This is a genomic window from Belliella kenyensis (assembly GCF_022549675.1).
GTDB classification, from domain to species: Bacteria; Bacteroidota; Bacteroidia; order Cytophagales; family Cyclobacteriaceae; genus Belliella; species Belliella kenyensis.
This window is the reverse complement of sequence record NZ_JAKZGR010000001.1, coordinates 230,155-246,413: the sequence shown is the minus strand read 5'-3', so window position 1 is coordinate 246,413 and position 16,259 is coordinate 230,155. Positions and strand designations below refer to the sequence as shown.

General features: G+C 36.2%; 15 protein-coding genes and 2 tRNA genes. 8 read left to right on the top strand and 9 right to left on the bottom strand.

Translation table 11 applies throughout. From position 1 onward, the window contains the following. The first annotated feature begins 122 nt into the window (after nucleotides 1-122). Nucleotides 123-2,327 (top strand): B12-binding domain-containing radical SAM protein, encoded by a 2,205-nt coding sequence (locus tag MM214_RS00960; RefSeq protein ID WP_241290966.1) that lies wholly within the window; start codon nucleotides 123-125, stop codon nucleotides 2,325-2,327. Between the two features lie 150 nt (nucleotides 2,328-2,477). On the opposite strand, the gene MM214_RS00955 is transcribed toward MM214_RS00960, so the two are convergent. Together MM214_RS00955 and MM214_RS00950 are read right to left on the bottom strand one after the other, a co-directional pair. Beyond that, nucleotides 2,478-2,549, bottom strand: a tRNA-Glu gene (locus MM214_RS00955). A 33-nt stretch (nucleotides 2,550-2,582) separates the two neighbouring features. Further along, nucleotides 2,583-2,654 (bottom strand) — tRNA-Glu (locus MM214_RS00950). A gap of 268 nt (nucleotides 2,655-2,922) precedes the next feature. Between MM214_RS00950 and gap the strand changes: the two genes are divergently transcribed. Further along, on the top strand, nucleotides 2,923-3,918 hold the full coding sequence (gene gap / locus MM214_RS00945; RefSeq protein ID WP_241290965.1) for a type I glyceraldehyde-3-phosphate dehydrogenase: 996 nt from the start codon (nucleotides 2,923-2,925) through the stop codon (nucleotides 3,916-3,918). 51 nt (nucleotides 3,919-3,969) lie between these two features. On the opposite strand, the gene MM214_RS00940 is transcribed toward gap, so the two are convergent. Both MM214_RS00940 and MM214_RS00935 read right to left on the bottom strand, forming a co-directional pair. Further along, nucleotides 3,970-4,329, bottom strand: a complete 360-nt coding sequence (locus tag MM214_RS00940) for a hypothetical protein (RefSeq protein WP_241290963.1) — start codon at nucleotides 4,327-4,329, stop codon at nucleotides 3,970-3,972. A gap of 3 nt (nucleotides 4,330-4,332) precedes the next feature. Then, complete coding sequence (locus tag MM214_RS00935) at nucleotides 4,333-5,550, bottom strand: BaiN/RdsA family NAD(P)/FAD-dependent oxidoreductase (protein ID WP_241290961.1); 1,218 nt, start codon at nucleotides 5,548-5,550, stop codon at nucleotides 4,333-4,335. A gap of 181 nt (nucleotides 5,551-5,731) precedes the next feature. Between MM214_RS00935 and MM214_RS00930 the strand changes: the two genes are divergently transcribed. Beyond that, on the top strand, nucleotides 5,732-6,400 hold the full coding sequence (locus tag MM214_RS00930; protein WP_241290959.1) for a molecular chaperone DnaJ: 669 nt from the start codon (nucleotides 5,732-5,734) through the stop codon (nucleotides 6,398-6,400). A 136-nt stretch (nucleotides 6,401-6,536) separates the two neighbouring features. Here MM214_RS00930 and MM214_RS00925 read toward each other — a convergent pair whose 3' ends face one another. Together MM214_RS00925 and MM214_RS00920 are read right to left on the bottom strand one after the other, a co-directional pair. Then, nucleotides 6,537-7,136, bottom strand: a complete 600-nt coding sequence (locus MM214_RS00925) for a tetratricopeptide repeat protein (protein WP_241290956.1) — start codon at nucleotides 7,134-7,136, stop codon at nucleotides 6,537-6,539. A 30-nt stretch (nucleotides 7,137-7,166) separates the two neighbouring features. Continuing rightward, entirely contained in the window at nucleotides 7,167-7,982 is an 816-nt protein-coding gene (locus MM214_RS00920) for a 2,3,4,5-tetrahydropyridine-2,6-dicarboxylate N-succinyltransferase (protein ID WP_241290954.1), read from the bottom strand. Between the two features lie 52 nt (nucleotides 7,983-8,034). Between MM214_RS00920 and MM214_RS00915 the strand changes: the two genes are divergently transcribed. The 3 genes from MM214_RS00915 (at nucleotide 8,035) to MM214_RS00905 (ending at nucleotide 10,564) form a co-directional block, all read left to right on the top strand. Beyond that, on the top strand, nucleotides 8,035-9,156 hold the full coding sequence (locus tag MM214_RS00915) for a glycosyltransferase (protein ID WP_241290952.1): 1,122 nt from the start codon (nucleotides 8,035-8,037) through the stop codon (nucleotides 9,154-9,156). 505 nt (nucleotides 9,157-9,661) lie between these two features. Further along, a complete protein-coding gene (locus MM214_RS00910) occupies nucleotides 9,662-10,324 on the top strand; it encodes a metal-dependent transcriptional regulator (RefSeq protein ID WP_241290950.1) in 663 nt (220 codons plus the stop codon). An 18-nt stretch (nucleotides 10,325-10,342) separates the two neighbouring features. After that, complete coding sequence (locus tag MM214_RS00905) at nucleotides 10,343-10,564, top strand: DUF3820 family protein (RefSeq protein ID WP_241291239.1); 222 nt, start codon at nucleotides 10,343-10,345, stop codon at nucleotides 10,562-10,564. On the opposite strand, the gene MM214_RS00900 is transcribed toward MM214_RS00905, so the two are convergent. Next, nucleotides 10,561-11,130, bottom strand: coding sequence for a DUF6134 family protein (locus MM214_RS00900; protein WP_241290948.1), 570 nt, complete (start codon nucleotides 11,128-11,130; stop codon nucleotides 10,561-10,563). The two genes, MM214_RS00905 and MM214_RS00900, sit on opposite strands and share 4 nt — an antisense overlap. A 408-nt stretch (nucleotides 11,131-11,538) precedes the next feature. Here MM214_RS00900 and MM214_RS00895 point away from each other — a divergent pair, with 408 nt between their 5' ends. Continuing rightward, nucleotides 11,539-12,618, top strand: coding sequence for a 3-oxoacyl-ACP synthase III family protein (locus MM214_RS00895; protein ID WP_241290946.1), 1,080 nt, complete (start codon nucleotides 11,539-11,541; stop codon nucleotides 12,616-12,618). A 65-nt stretch (nucleotides 12,619-12,683) separates the two neighbouring features. Beyond that, a complete protein-coding gene (locus MM214_RS00890) occupies nucleotides 12,684-13,334 on the top strand; it encodes an ROK family protein (protein WP_241290944.1) in 651 nt (216 codons plus the stop codon). 206 nt (nucleotides 13,335-13,540) lie between these two features. On the opposite strand, the gene MM214_RS00885 is transcribed toward MM214_RS00890, so the two are convergent. After that, nucleotides 13,541-14,665 carry a cytochrome-c peroxidase gene (locus tag MM214_RS00885; protein WP_241290942.1) on the bottom strand — a complete coding sequence of 375 codons (1,125 nt, stop codon included), beginning with the start codon at nucleotides 14,663-14,665 and terminating at the stop codon, nucleotides 13,541-13,543. A gap of 24 nt (nucleotides 14,666-14,689) precedes the next feature. Continuing rightward, complete coding sequence (locus MM214_RS00880) at nucleotides 14,690-16,213, bottom strand: DUF6850 family outer membrane beta-barrel protein (protein WP_241290940.1); 1,524 nt, start codon at nucleotides 16,211-16,213, stop codon at nucleotides 14,690-14,692. Nucleotides 16,214-16,259: the final 46 nt, after the last annotated feature.

Sequence of the window (16,259 nt, the reverse complement as noted above, 5' to 3'; positions counted from 1 at the left end):
TGGTCAATAAAAAAAGATAGCATTCAATTTTCTGACTTACTTCCACATCTGCTTTTATAAGTTGAATCCTCGGTTGTGAGCGGTAATTAGAGATAAATTTCCGAAATTGCACAAAAAAAATCGTGAATACTTCGGTTCTGTTAATTACACCTCCATTTACCCAGCTCAACACACCTTACCCTGCTACAGCGTATATCAAAGGATTTTTGAATACTTTGGGCGTTGCCTCTTTTCAGGTTGACTTAGGCTTGAATGTGATCCTAAAGGTTTTTTCAAAAGAACATCTCTACAAAATATTTGAAAAAGCAGAAGGTAGAAGACATTCAAATACTTCCAATCAAAGTCGAAGAATTTTAAAGTTGAAAAAAGAATACTTGAAAACAGTAGACCAAGTGGTTACATTTCTTCAACATAAAAACCCTACTTTAGCCTATAACATATGTGATGGGGATTTTTTGCCTCAAGGTGAACGATTTGCTCAGATTGATGAGTTAGACTGGGCCTTTGGATCTATGGGAATTCAAGATAGAGCGAGACACCTTTGTACACTCTATTTGGAAGATTTGGGAGATATGATTCAAGAGTTGGTGGATCCAAATTTCGGGTTTAGCAGGTATGCCGAGAGGCTTGGAAGATCCGCAGTTGACTTTGATCCTATAGAAAAGGCCTTGAAAAATTCAGGATCGTTTATAGATGAGTTGATTTGCCAAGAACTTGAAAGTGCCATTGAGGCGACCAATCCAACCCTAGTCTGCATTACAGTTCCTTTTCCAGGAAACTTATTTGGAGGTCTGAGATGTGGTCAATTTATCAAAAGTCAATATCCGAATATCAAAATCGTGATGGGAGGTGGCTATCCCAATACAGAATTGAGGTCTCTAAAAGAACCTAGAATTTTTCAATATGTAGATTTCATAAGTTTAGACGATGGAGAAAGACCATTAGAACTGCTCATTCATCACCTACAAGGTGAGGTTACAGTGGAGAATCTAAAGAGAACCTACGCTTTGAACAATGGTCAAGTGTATTATTACAACGCTTCAAAACAAGCAGATATCCCATTCAGCAAGACTGGAACACCAGATTATACAGATCTTCGATTGAGAGATTACTTATCTGTGATAGAAGTCGTAAATCCCATGCACCGATTATGGTCTGACGGCAGGTGGAATAAACTTACAATGGCTCATGGATGCTATTGGAAAAAATGTACATTTTGCGATATTTCGTTAGACTATATCAAAAACTATGAACCAATTTCGGCCAAATTGATCTGCGATAGAATAGAGCAAATCATCTCCCAAACTGGTCAAACTGGCTTTCATTTTGTAGATGAAGCAGCACCTCCAGCATTAATGCGTGAGTTAGCTATCGAGTTAATAAAAAGAGAATTATCAATCACTTGGTGGACAAATATCCGATTTGAAGAACGATTTACTTATGATCTGTGCAGGTTGCTCAAATCTTCTGGCTGTATTGCTGTATCAGGTGGATTGGAAGTAGCATCTGATAGATTGCTGAAGTTGATGCAAAAAGGTGTAGATGTGGCTCAAGTAGCTCGTGTAGCACGAAACTTTACAGAGACTGGCATTATGGTACATGCCTACCTCATGTATGGGTTTCCCACACAAACGGATCAGGAAACCATAGATAGCTTAGAAATGGTGAGGCAATTATTTGAAAATCAAGTCATTCAATCTGGATTTTGGCATCAATTTGCAATGACTTCACATGCACCCATAGGCATGAATCCTGAGAAATTTGGAGTGATGAAGATTGGACCTAAAGAAGGTCTTTTTGCAGACAATGATTTGGAGCATGTAGATCCCACTGGTGCTGATCATGATATGTATGGAAAAGGTCTCAAAAAAGCTTTATTCAATTACATGCACGGTATATGTTTTGATTTTCCATTACAAGAATGGTTTGATTTCAAGATTCCCAAGACCACTATAGCTAAGAATTATATTTATAGTGCTATTTCATCTCCAGAACTAGCTAGTCCCAAATTGAACTCAAAAATCATTTGGCTAGGATCATCACCTGAATTAGCGAAATTAGTCTTGAAATCAAAAAGCAAAAAATCAAACACTCAAATCCTAGAGGTAGAAAATCTTAATGGAAAAATTGAAATAACTTTACCAAGCCAAATTGCTGAATGGATGGTCAATAGCATTGGGCAAATGATTCTAAAACCAGATCAAGATTGCTTAACATTCGGGAATTTCAAACAATCCTATGAAGAATGTGGTTTTGGTGATGTGGAAAAACTTATACATTCTGAATTGTGGATTGACCTAATGGATGGAGGTTTAGTAGTCGTGTAAAAAAAAAAGATCTCCATAAATGAAAAATCCAGCCTAGAAGACTGGATTTTCACTCACTTTAACCACTAACAACCATAAAACAAATCCATTATGCCTTCTGCTTTGAAACAGAGTCGAGCACGATGAACGATGAAAAACATCAATTTGTTGTAGTCCGTACGGGAATCGAACCCGTGTTTTATCCGTGAAAGGGATACGTCCTAACCCCTAGACGAACGGACCATTTGAAATAAAGAAAAAAGGTTAAAAGATTTGTAGTCCGTACGGGAATCGAACCCGTGTTTTATCCGTGAAAGGGATACGTCCTAACCCCTAGACGAACGGACCATTTTTCGAATCGTTTAACCCCTTTTCTCAATGGTGATGCAAATATAGAGGGTTAAATTCACAATCCAAAACCTGACGATAAAATATTTGGTATCTTCATCCAAAACCTTGAATACGAGTAGGAAAATTTTTAGCAATTCATGACTTATCTACTTTTAATTGATCCTTTGCTCATTTTCTTTCAGGTCGTTATCTTCAAAGCTATTAGATCCTTTAGACAATGTTGAGCTGGTTTATTACCTTTGCTGGTGTAAAACAAAAGAGCGTAATGAACAAAAAACGAGTAGTCGTAAATGGCTGTGGAAGAATTGGCAGATTGGTGATCAAACTTCTCTTGGAGAATGAAGATATAGAGTTAGTCGCAGTAAATGATCTCGCTGATCCCTCTACCCTAGCCCACTTGATACAATTCGACTCTGTTCATGGTAAGTATCCCGAAAAAGTCACACTGGTCAATAATGACCTTGTCATAAAAGGTAAAAGGATAAAGATCTTTGCAGAAAAAAATCCAGCTCAATTGCCTTGGAGAGAATTGGATGTAGATATAGTCCTTGAGTCCACAGGTAGATTTACTGACCATGAAGGTGCAAGCTTGCACTTGAAAGCTGGTGCAAAAAAAGTAATCATTACAGCTCCCTCTAAGTCGGAAAATGTCCCAACAGTGGTCCTTGGAGTGAATGACCATATTCTGAATGGTGGAGAAGACATCATCTCCAATGCATCCTGTACGACCAATTGCCTTGCTCCAATGGTGAAAATACTCAACGATCACTTTGGAATAATCAAAGGCTATGTATCTACAGTACATTCCTACACCAATGACCAAAATCTTCATGATGCGCCTCATAGAGACTTGAGGAGAGCCAGAGCGGCAGCATATTCTATCATTCCTACTACTACACACGCAGCACTCGCCATGGAATTAGTACTCCCAGAACTCAAAGGAAAAATTGAAGCGTCCGCCATGCGTGTACCTGTACCAGATGGATCTCTTACTGACCTGATTGTATTATTGAATGAAAATGTAACTACTGGTCAAATCAACTCTATTTTTGAACAAGAGTCAAAAGCTGCATTTAAGGGCATATTAGAATATACAAATGATCCACTCGTCTCTATTGATATCATTGGTAATCCACATTCATGTATTATCGATGCAGGGCTGACCTCTGCCCAAGGAAACTTGGTGAAGCTAGTAGGTTGGTATGATAACGAATCTGGGTATTCTAATAGATTAGTCGATTTGGTGCTTAGGTTGAGCTAGCACATCAAAAATCAGGTCAAGCCTTTTTCTGAAAGATTTGACCTGATAAGTTTAAATACTTTCGATTCTGACATTTTTCCTCAAGTATTCATATGTTTCCTCCCAAGTATCCAAAAATGTCTCTAGGTGAATCAAAAACTCACCCTTAAATCCATTTTTTTCTAATATCAATTTGCCTTGCGAGAGGACTTCTTCTAGTTTTCTGATTTCAAACAAAGCCAAAGTTGGTTTGACTTTATGACGAATTTGCTGAATCGTCTCATTTTCTTCTTTCTCTGAACCTTCTATGTATTTTGTCCGAAGGTCTATAAGTGACGTGTAGATAGCTGATACGAGTTCATTCTTGAACTCAAGATCACCTTCTGCCATCTCATCTATCTTTGATAGATTGATTGGTTCAATATTATTCATTTCCTAACCTTTATTCGAAATATATGTCCCAGCAATATACCCTGTAGTCCAAGCTGCTTGAAAATTGAAACCACCTGTGATGCCATCAATATCCAATACTTCTCCTGCAAAATACAGTCCTGAAACCAGCTTACTTTCCAAGGTATTTGGGTTCACTTCATCTAAAGAAACACCTCCAGCAGTCACAAATTCTTCTTTGAATGTGGTCTTTCCATCGATAGTCACAATATAACAAAAAAGATTTTGGATCAACCTATTCAATTGCTTTTTTGAAATATTAATCCAAATCTCTTCAATACTGATTTCGGATTTTTCCACAAAATGTTCCCAAAGTCTACTTGGTAAACCAAAAAGCGGGTTTGAACTGATCTTTTTCTTCGGATGCTTTGACTTGAAACTATTCAAATCTGTATGTAAACTTTCTTCTGTCCAATTACTCACCCACCTGATGTGTGCTTTAGCTTTGTAGGATGTGTCCGCTAACCATCTTGCACCAAAAGCGGAGAGTTTTAGTACTGCTGGACCGGAGATTCCCCAATGTGTGATCAATAAGGGACCTTGATAAGATAATTTAGTGCCTTCTAGCTTCACAAATGCATCAGGTACACTTATGCCCATCAGGGATTTGATGGGGTCATGGGGAGTATTGAAAGTGAAAAGTGATGGGATAGGTGGATTAATTTTATGCCCAAGCTTACTCAAAAAATCAAAACCCTGGAGCTTTGGACTACCTCCTGTGCATACTATTATTTGATCAAAATGGAGCTCTTCATTTTGAGAACTTTTAATTTTGAAGCACCCTTCATTTTTCTCAATTGAAGCAACACTGAATTGATATTTTATAATCACATGGAGCTTAGACGCCTCCTTTTCTAAGGCTTTGATGATAGATTCAGAATCATCAGAAACAGGAAACATCCTGCCGTCTTGCTCAATTTTTAATTTGACTCCTCGTGACTCAAACCAATCTATAGTGTTTTTAACAGAAAATTTCTCAAAAGAAACTTTCAAAAACTTTTCACCTCTAGGATAATTCTTCACCAATAGTCTATTTTCAAAAGCTGCATGGGTTACATTGCATCTACCGCCTCCAGATACTTTGACTTTTGATAATGATTTGCTTGTTTTTTCCAATATGGTGACTACACAGCCTTGTGCCGCTGCATGAATGGCTGCAAAATATCCTGACGCTCCTGCCCCTATCACTGCTACTCTGTTCATCTTCCTGATTTTAAAACCTAAAATTATTAATTATTTTAAGAAAAAATAGGTTGATTTATGCACCAAAGGTCGCTATTTTGGCAAAAGATAATTTCAACGCTGCATAAAAATGAAAATAAACCCAATGTATAAAATTTTCATACTCATTCTAATGAACTGTTTTATAAGCCATTATTCGCTGATGGCACAAGTTCAACCAAATCTTGGAGGAACCTCTAGAATCATGAACAGTGCGCTGGCAGAGATGAGAAAAGGTGACTACGAAAAAGCCAATGCATTCTTTAGGCAGATTATCGATTCTAATTTGCCCATACCTCCAGAAATGCCATATTATTTTGCTGAGACACTTTATGAATTACATCAATATGACAATAGCGCTAATTTTCTCAATAAATACCTTCAAATTAATGGATTGAAGGGAGAAAATTATGAGAATGCCAAAAAATTGGAGGCTAAATTGGTAAAACCTCTCCATGAAATTAAAACTTGTGAACTTTGTGACAGAAGAGGTTATAGATTCAAAACTTGCTTTACATGTGAAGGAAGTAAGCACCTAGAGCAAGATTGCAGCTACTGCAAAGCTAAAGGAATCGTAGGCTGCAACAAATGTATGGGGTCAGGATTGATTACGAAAAGAAATGTTTTCAACATCGTAGAATATCATGAATGTGATAAATGTACAGGAGAAGGAAGACTTACTTGCCCTACTTGTACAGGAGAAAAAATAGAGCACAGTACCTGCAGAACTTGTAGAGGTATAGGGCATCTTCAATCTGATCAGGTTTGTGATCACAAATCTGACGAACCAAGACATATGTCGTTTGTTTTCCAAAAGCTAAAGTCTCATTGACGTACTTAATTGAACTAATTGGTGTTAATTAATTAAAATTCAGTATAATATGACAATAAAATAGTGTGTAGTTATATATAAAAAAGGGAAGAATAATTCTCCCCTTTTTTTATATTAAAAAAGCAACATCTATCAATCAGTTGCAATATTTTTCTATAACCTCAGATGCAGCACCAAAATCCAATTTTAAGGCCATTTTCAAATCTTCACATCCTGAGTTTTTCTTGTCTGTAGCAATTTTGAGTAAGCCTCTATTGTAATAAGCCTGACCAAAGCTATCATCCATTTTGATCGCAGCCCCATATTCCTTGAGTGCTTCGTCTGTATTACCCAATTGATGTAAAGCCCTTGCTTTCATAAAATAAGCCATAGCTGAAGCCCCTGGTACTTCGACTGCATATTCTGCATAAAGTAAAGCTCGATTATGGTTTTTGTTTTGATGATATAAGCTTGAGAGGCTAAGTAATATTTGAGTATTCTTACTATCATTTTCCAATGCTGCTAAAAAGTCCTTCTCTGCATTTTCAAGGTCACCAAGTGCCTCGTAGGATCTTCCTCTGTTGTATAATGCATTAGCATTTTTAGGCTTGGTAGATAGAACATTGTCATAAGCCTTTATAGCTTCTTGGTATTTTCCAGCTGCGTAATAGGTATCACCATCATTGGTGTTTTCTCCACAACTGAACATCGCAAATACTAATAAAATTAATCCAAGTCTTTTAATCGATATACTCATATAATTATTCATTTTTCGTCGTCTCAAACTTTAGACGGCAACATTATTTTCTCTCAACGCATCATTCAGAGAGGTCTTTAGGTCTGTAGATGCTTTTCTTTGTCCAATGATTAGAGCACATGGTACTTGAAATTCCCCAGCGGGAAACTTTTTAGTCAATGAACCTGGTATTACCACCGACCTTGGAGGAACATAGCCCTTATATTCAACGGGCTCCGAACCAGTTACGTCGATGATTTTGGAGCTTGCTGTCAAAGTCACTCCTGCACCTATTACAGCTTCTTTTCCAATTCTAACTCCTTCGACGATTATCGCTCTAGACCCAATAAATGCCCCATCTTCCACGATCACTGGAGCTGCTTGTACTGGTTCCAACACTCCACCTATCCCTACTCCTCCGCTCAAATGAACATCCTTTCCGATCTGGGCACAAGAGCCTACCGTAGCCCATGTATCAACCATTGTGCCACTGTCTACATATGCCCCTATATTCACATAAGAAGGCATCATTACTACGCCTGATGCCAAGTAAGCTCCATAGCGCGCTACAGCATGCGGTACTACCCTTACCCCTTGCTTAGCATAGTTAGTTTTCAAAGCCATTTTATCATGGAATTCGAAAGGTCCCACTTCTATTGTATGCATTTTTTGGATAGGGAAATAAAGAATTACTGCCTTTTTTACCCAATCATTTACTTTCCAAGAACCGTCCTCTAGTGGCTCGGCAACCCTTAAATTACCTGAATCAAGATCTGATATCACCGATTTGATAGCAATCTCTACATCTTTCTCCTTTAGCATTTCTCGGTTTTCCCAAGCTTTTTCAATTATTGTCTGTAAGTCCATAATTATTTATTAGTTTCGTTTGTTTATTTTAATTAATAGTAACAGTGGCTTTATGTCAAAGTATGAAAGATCAAAGATCGTAATCGCTTCCACTCTAAAACCACTCAAAGATGCTAGGTCTTTTTATCGATTTGCACTTTCGCTGCGTGAAACAAATAAATACGACATTAACATCATAGGTTTTTTGAATAAAAATGAAAAAGATGAACAAAATGTTACATTTCATTCAATTTTCAATAATCAAAGAACTAGCTCTAAAAGGCTTCTGATAGGTTATAAGTTCCTTAGACTTCTGTACAAAATAAAACCCAGTACTATCCTTGTCACCACGTTTGAGCTCTTGCCAATGGCAGTTTTTTATAAAATTTTCAGCAATTCAAAGCTTATTTATGATATTCAAGAAAACTATGCGCTGAATGTAAAGTTTGGTGCAGGAAAGCAAAATATCTTTAAAACCTTTGCAATGAGTCTAATAAAAGTAATTGAATGCTGTTCAAAACCTTTTATTGACCATCATATCTTTGCTGAGGCATGTTATGTAGATGAATTTCCCAGCATCAAAAATTTCACCATCCTTGAAAACAAGTTCTCAGGTATAATTAGGCAATTATCGCCTATTCATTTTCATAAGAATCGTCCTTTGTGTTTTCTTATGACGGGAACTATTACACCTTCTTATGGATCTTGGGAAGCTGTTCAGTGGTTCAAGTCTCTGTTGAGTTTTTATCCCAATCATAGGTTACGAATCATGGGACATGTACCCATACAATCATTCTCTGACAAATTAAAACTTGAAGTAGATTCGATTATCCAAATCGAATACTTACCCAGTGAAACACCGCTTCCATATGAGCTAGTTTTAGAGGCCTATGATGAAGCTGATATTGTCTTATTACCTTATAGAAATTTGCCAAATATAAGTCCAAAACTTCCCAGCAAACTGTTTGAGTGTTTAGCATTGGGAAAAGTATTTTTGATATCACCAAATGAAAATTGGGAGCAAATAGCCTCAAAATACCAAGCTGGATTTTCTGTTGATTTTTCAAATCACCAAAAATTCAAACAATTAATGGATGACATATATACCAACAATTTTTATATTCATGGAATAGATGAATTTCCGTTTTGGACTCAAGAGGAAGCTCATAAATTAGATCAATTGTTCAGCAAATAAAGTTACCTCACCCGAGCGAATCTGATGCAGTTTTAAGGCGTGCATCCTAGTATTTTTCCGCTAGCAATGATGCGGTTTTCTTCTTCTTGAATTCTTTTACTCTACTTTCATCAAGTGCTTACATCCCATTTACAAATCTAAAGACTCACGCTAATTGTACAGCTTGGCGGGTAGCAGAATTATTTTTTTAGGCAATTTATTGATTCTCAAATCACATTTCCATTGTGGAAAGTTATCCACCGTCTTATTCAATAGGAAACCAATTTCTGAGTTATGGAAACTTATATTTTTTCAGATTTCCCTATGCATATACAATTTCTTTATGGATACATAGTACTAAATATCAGGTGATTGTAATAAAATTTAGTTTTGCCAATATTAATATTTAGACAAGGCTAAATTCAAATAAACATTAAAATTTGACTTATCCACAAGTGATTTAGCCTTATTTAAATTAATTTTTAGATTGGTCGAAAAATACTATCTTTGTATCAAATCATAGGATATGAATAAATTTAGCTTTGCAGAAGAGAACTACATCAAGACCATCTATGAACTAACTGATGCAGGTAAAAAAGGAGTATCTACAAATGATATCTCTGCTGCAATGAAACTAAAGCCTGCCTCTGTAAGTGATATGCTGAGGAAGCTTGGTGAAAAAGGAGTCATAGATTATAGAAAGTATTACGGTGTACACATCACAGAAGAAGGTAAAAAGCACGCCTTGTCAATCATTAGAAAACAGAGACTTTGGGAAGTCTTCCTAGTCGAGAAATTACGATTTACGTGGGATGAAGTGACGGATGTAGCGGACGAACTTGAGCATGTTCAGTCTAGTATTTTGATTCGCAGGTTAGATGAATATTTAGGTTTTCCGAAATTTGATCCTCACGGAGATCCCATACCTGATGAATACGGTGATGTGCGTGTCAGGCCAAGAATTCCACTTAATGAAGTCGAACTGAATGGAAGTGGTCAGATTGTAGCTGTAAAAGATAGCAGCGCTGCTTTTCTCCGCTACTTGGATAAGGTAGGCGCATATATAGGAGCTAGGATTAAAGTCATCGAAAAAGTAGAGTTTGATGGTTCTATTGAAATCTTAGTGGATAATAAGAAGACGATTTTTATGTCTAAAGATGTAGCAGGAAATATTTTGATTATGGTTTAAAGAATTGAAAAAAAAATGATGGACAAGCAAATATTGATGGATTTGGTTACTAAAACCATGCCTTATGGAAAGTATAAAGGCAAATTACTTTGCGATATTCCTGAGCATTACTTGGTCTGGATGCATGGTCAGGGTTTTCCAGAGGGGAAACTAGGAATGTGGCTCAATACGCTTTACGAAATCCGATTGAACGGACTGGAAGATATTCTTCATCAGTTGAAAAGGCTTAAGCATAGCTAATCTGGCTTTCTTTTGATGACATAGTTTTTTACAGGACTTTGCATTACAGCTTTTACTATTTTACCGTTCTCGTAGTAAAACTTATTTTTGTTCCCATTGACAGAGACTTCGTAGTAATCTTTCATTTTGGTAACTTTGGCGGGGAGACCAAAATTTTCAGCGATGGACAAATCTATTTCAACAGGTTCTTCGAAAAACATTTTGGATGAGCTAAATAAAAATGGCCTATAAAATGTGGTATCATTTTCAAATTGATAACTAGTTGCTTTAACATGGTATTTATCATCCTTCCAAACAATAGAAGATGCAAAATCTCCCTTATTACTATTTGTCTTTGAATTCGCTCGCTTTAGTTTTTTCCCATCAAACTCAGACTTTATTGAATAGTCGAGATTTACTCTACCAAAAAACCAAAAGCTTACTTTGCTTTGCAGATCATAAAATTCCTTATTAAGACTGACTTCTCTGTACGCCTTCATCTCCCCTATCGATATCCCTGCTACAGTAATGTCAAAATGAATGGTCTCTGCTTGTCCTATACAAATTGAATTTTGTGAGAATAGCAAAATTGCAATTAGACAGCATTTGAATGATTTTAGACTTGTTTTAGGATATGTTTGAAGAAAATAATGAATCACCATTTGATTAGTAAATTTAATTAACTCAAATAATTCTGAAACAATTTTGATATACTGTTTGAATATAAAAAGTAATATAATCTAAACAAATGATTAATACTAAGATTCAACTAGTTATCCCATTGATTGAAATAAAAAATTAAGTTTCTGGAATATGATCTTGTATTGCATGATATTTGAACTTTTAAAATTTGTTTAACATGGTATGCATATTTTATCTATATTTTGTGCGCTTGTGAACAAAAATATTTGCTACATTCAAAGTTTATAAGGTTTTAAATAAATGAGGGTTTTGGTAAAACTTGTATTATTTAAAATTAACCCTAAATGATTAACATGAGAGTATATAGTATAATTATAGGTTCAGGAAAATACATTCCTACCTTAATCCAGAAGAATGAAGATTTTTATAGTAGAGACTTTGTCAATGAAAAAGGATTAAAAATAGAGAAACCAGTAGCAGACATCGTTCAGAAATTTCAAGAAATCACCGACATCCGTGAAAGAAGATACCTAAGTCCGGAATTAAATACCTCAGACATGGCTTATTTTGCGGCCAAGGAAGCTATAGAAACGTCAAGAATTGATCCTGAGACGTTAGATTATATCATTGTGGCTCATAATTTTGGTGATATTTTGCATGATAACATCAAATCTGATATGGTACCTACTTTAGCATCAAGGGTAAAACACAAGCTTCAAATTTCCAATCCGGATTGTGTGGCTTACGATCTACCTTTTGGTTGTCCAGGGTGGGTTCAAGGCCTCATACAAGGCAATTACTATATCAAATCAGGCGATGCCAAAAGAGTTTTGGTAGTAGGTTCTGAAAACCTCTCTAGAATAGCAGATCCTCATGACATTGATAGTATGATATACTCAGATGGTGCTGGTGCAGTAATACTTGAAAGTAAGGAAAGTGAAACACCAATTGGTATATTGTGTCATAAGACGAGAACAGATACGCTCAATGAAGCGCATTTTCTCAAAATGGACATTTCCTATCATCCAGAATTTGAAGATAACACACTCTTTATGAAAATGAATGGTAGAAAGCTTTATGAATATGCTCTAAATACTGTTCCTGCATTGGTCAAAGCTACTATCGATAAATCTGGTATAGATATATCCAAGATCAAAAAAGTCCTTATACATCAAGCTAATGCAAAAATGGATGAGGCTATCATTCAACGACTTTTTAAACTATACGAAAAAAAATTGGATGATTCAGCTTCAATCATGCCAATGATCATTTCTAAACTGGGGAACAATTCTGTAGCCACTGTACCTATCCTTTATGATAAGATAGTCAAAGGAGAGCTAAAAGGGCATCAGCTAGCATCTGGAGATTACATTGTATTCACCTCTGTAGGAGCTGGCATGAATGTAAATGCAATCGTTTATCTTGTACCTTAACGAATTGCTTCTTAATTTTAATTATTGAATATCCTAAAACGAATTTTTATCAAAACTTAGAAATCTTGAAAATACTTGTAATTGATATTGGCGGGTCTAATGTGAAAGTTAGGGTTAATAATGGAGAAGAAAGAAGAAAAATACCATCTGGTAATTTTATGACTCCCACTCATTTGGTTCGTGAAGTTATGCGAGAGACTTCAGATTGGGAATATGAAGTGATATCCATTGGCATCCCAGGAGTAGTAAAGCAAGGTAGAATCGCAACCGAACCCGTAAACCTTGGAAGTGGCTGGCGTGATTTTGACTTTGAGTCGGCTTTTGGTAAACCAGTAAAAATCATGAATGATGCAGCTATGCAGGCTTTGGGGTCATATGAAGGTGGTGTAATGCTCTTTTTGGGTTTAGGAACTGGTTTAGGTTCAGCCTTGGTTAGCCATGGTCATGTGATTCCTATGGAATTGGCTCATCTTTCTTACAAAAAGGGTGTATTTGAAGACTACGTTGGCAAAAGAGGATTTCAAAAACTTGGTGCATCCAAATGGAATAAGCATGTGAACTATATAGTGCGCAGGTTTGACATTGCTTTCAATCCAGATGAGATCGTGTTGGGTGGTGGAAATTCGAAGCACATCACTAAAGTACCTCATAAATGTAGGCTTGGTAATAACCACATGGCCTACGAGGGAGGATTGAGAATGTGGGATAATAATTAAAAAACATTCAAATTAATGAGGTGACTTGTCCTCAAATCCAATGCATAATCTTGGATAAAAAAGTATCCATTCACTTTTCAAAGTTTAGATATCTATTGATTCTTGGTCATATTTACGAAGCAAGAATCAATAGATGTCTGATTTGCAAAATTTATATTGCGTGTATTTTTTTCCAATCCAGTTTCCACATGCATTATTGGGTATGACTATCTTGGTATCTCTGGTCTATTCATTCTGAAATTAGGAGCTGATATGGAATGAAGAAATGCAATGATTTGCTCTTTTTCTTCCTGACTTAGGTTCAATTTAACCAGTGTATGAGAAGTAACAGGGAAGTTGGGATCGAATTCTGAGCCTGGTCTAGGCTTAGGTCTAGCCATTCCATTGTCGTACATTTGCAGAATGCCCATGATGTCATTGAAAAATCCGTTGTGCATCCATGGTCCTGTGTACATCACATCTCTCAAAGACGGTGTTTTAAATTTTCCTATATCCGCCGGATCATTGGTGAAATCAAATCTGCCTAAGTCCTCAAACTTACCACCATAGAAATGAAGTCCTAAATTGTGAAATTTATTATCTGTAAAAAAAGGACCACTATGGCAATTGATACAGCGAGCCTTTGTTCGGAACAAATGCATTCCTTGTATGGCTTCATCAGACATGGCATATTTATTACCCTTCATGAAATTGTCAAAATCACTATTTCTACTAGTCAATGAGCGCTGAAAGTAAGCCAGAGCAGTTGAAAGTCTTTCAGTTGAAATTTCATCATCACCAAAAGCTTCAGCAAAGTATTTTTTATAACCTTCTATCTTGGAAAGTTTTATAGGAAGGAAATTAACTTTTTGATGCATTTCAATAGGATCTTCTACAGGCATGAGTGCTTGTTCTTCAAGGTTTGCTGCTCTACCATCCCAAAAAAGTGGCTCTGTCTGCCAAATGTTATTTAGTCCAGGAGAATTTCTTTTGCCTACTTGGTGATTGTGCCCCACTGATTGAGACCTGCCATTAGACCAGCCTAGCTCTGGATCATGACATGTGGCACAACTGATTTGGTTTGAAGAGGAAAGCCTAGGATCAAAAAATAATACTTTCCCTAGTTCTATAATTGGTTTGAGAGAATCCACATTTCTGTAGGGGTTTTCTGGCATCAAACCAATTTCTCTAAATTCTATATCCTCATCTACATTTGGCGCTGGCCAATATTCCGAGGATTGAGAATAAATTTCCCTCAATTCTTCAGCTGTGTAATGTTCATTGACTTGAATCCAAGCAATGCTGGTGAGTAATACTAAACTTGAGAAAACAACTAAAAGGCGATTATTCATTTTTATTATATTTGGGCTTTTTGATTAGTGGATAAAGTATAGACTAATTCCAAATGAGTTTCTTTGATTTCCTCTAGAAAGAAAATATCCAGACAAATACTGCTGAGAATTTTGAGTAGTAACTAAATCTGCATACAAAGATGGGTTCAATTCAATTTTTTTAAATTTTATTTTGGCAGCTATCTCTGGTATAATTTCAATGAAATCAGTACTGAAATAATCAATATTTGGAATGAAAACACTATTACTGACGATATTGATCTGACTCTGTAAAATATTGACATCTTTCAATACATTCATTCGGTAGTTTCCCTTGAGACTCGGAAGCAATTGAACTTTTTCATTTATAGAAATAGGCAACTGAAACCCAGTTCCAAAATTCATATTGGAAATTTCGTAAGCATGCGAGGCATTAAAGTCTCTTTCTGCTAAATGATTGACACCAAAATCAGCCAAAATGGTGAAAGAGTTTAAGTTTTTAAATTCATGAAGTAGGTTCAAATAAAACCCCAAATTATCCTGCTGATAATTATTCCCCGCAAACAAATTATTGAAATCAGTGCCATAGTTTTGGAAGGCTTCTGCGCTTAACTGGATGACGCGAGAGGAATTTGAAAACTGTGCAAAGAACTTGTTGCTAATAATCTCTTGGTCAAATACGCCTATCTCCTCGAAAATTCTCTGAGAACCATCTATTCCTAATCTTATAAAGCTTTTGCTGTTTTGAGTATAATTTATTTCATTGCTCAGGATCCATTGAGATTTTTGGAAGTAGTATGCCAAAGAGTATCCATATCCATCTTCTAGTAGTTCATAAGTAGGTCTTCGCATTAAATTAAAACTGGCGCCTCCCATCATGGTATATAGGTTATATTCAGTTCTTCCAAAACTATCATTGCTTTGATTGAAATTTGAAATATTTCCTCTTTCTATGGCACGCCTAAGATTTCCTCCAACAGCAATTTGATGACCTGGAATAAATTGATAAGCAATTTGTATTTTAGGATTGATATAGAAGTAATTGATCAAGGGTCTAGGATCACTTCCTCGGCTATGGGTTTGAAGAGAATAATCCACCCCTAGGCCTAGTCCCACTTTTTCGTCGAAGAAATATTTACTCGCATTGACATAGGAATCAAAAACAACATTTCGCCAATTGCCTTTCTTGATGTTGCTAAAGTAATATGGATTAGAAAACACATCTCTGGTCTGCTTCCACCCTATGCTATCTTGACGCTGATTTTGATACTGAAATCTCCCTTCTATCATCCAACCCTTGACAGATCTGTTTCCCATGGATGAAAAACCATAGGTTCTACTATTCTCTGGCATCTGAACAGTATGAAAATCACCATCTGTCTTACTCCAAAATATACCACTATATCCAAACTCACCTCCAACAAGAGAAGATCTAAGCGGAAGATGTGCTATGTTTTCAATATAATTCTGCGTACTCTTCAACAGAAACTTTTCTTTCAAAGAATCTGATTGTCCGAGAGCTATATTGATATAGACTATGGTGTAGCAAAAGAGGATAATTTTTTTCATACTTAAAGACTGGTCCTAACTAGAAGGAAACAAGAATCATAGAAAT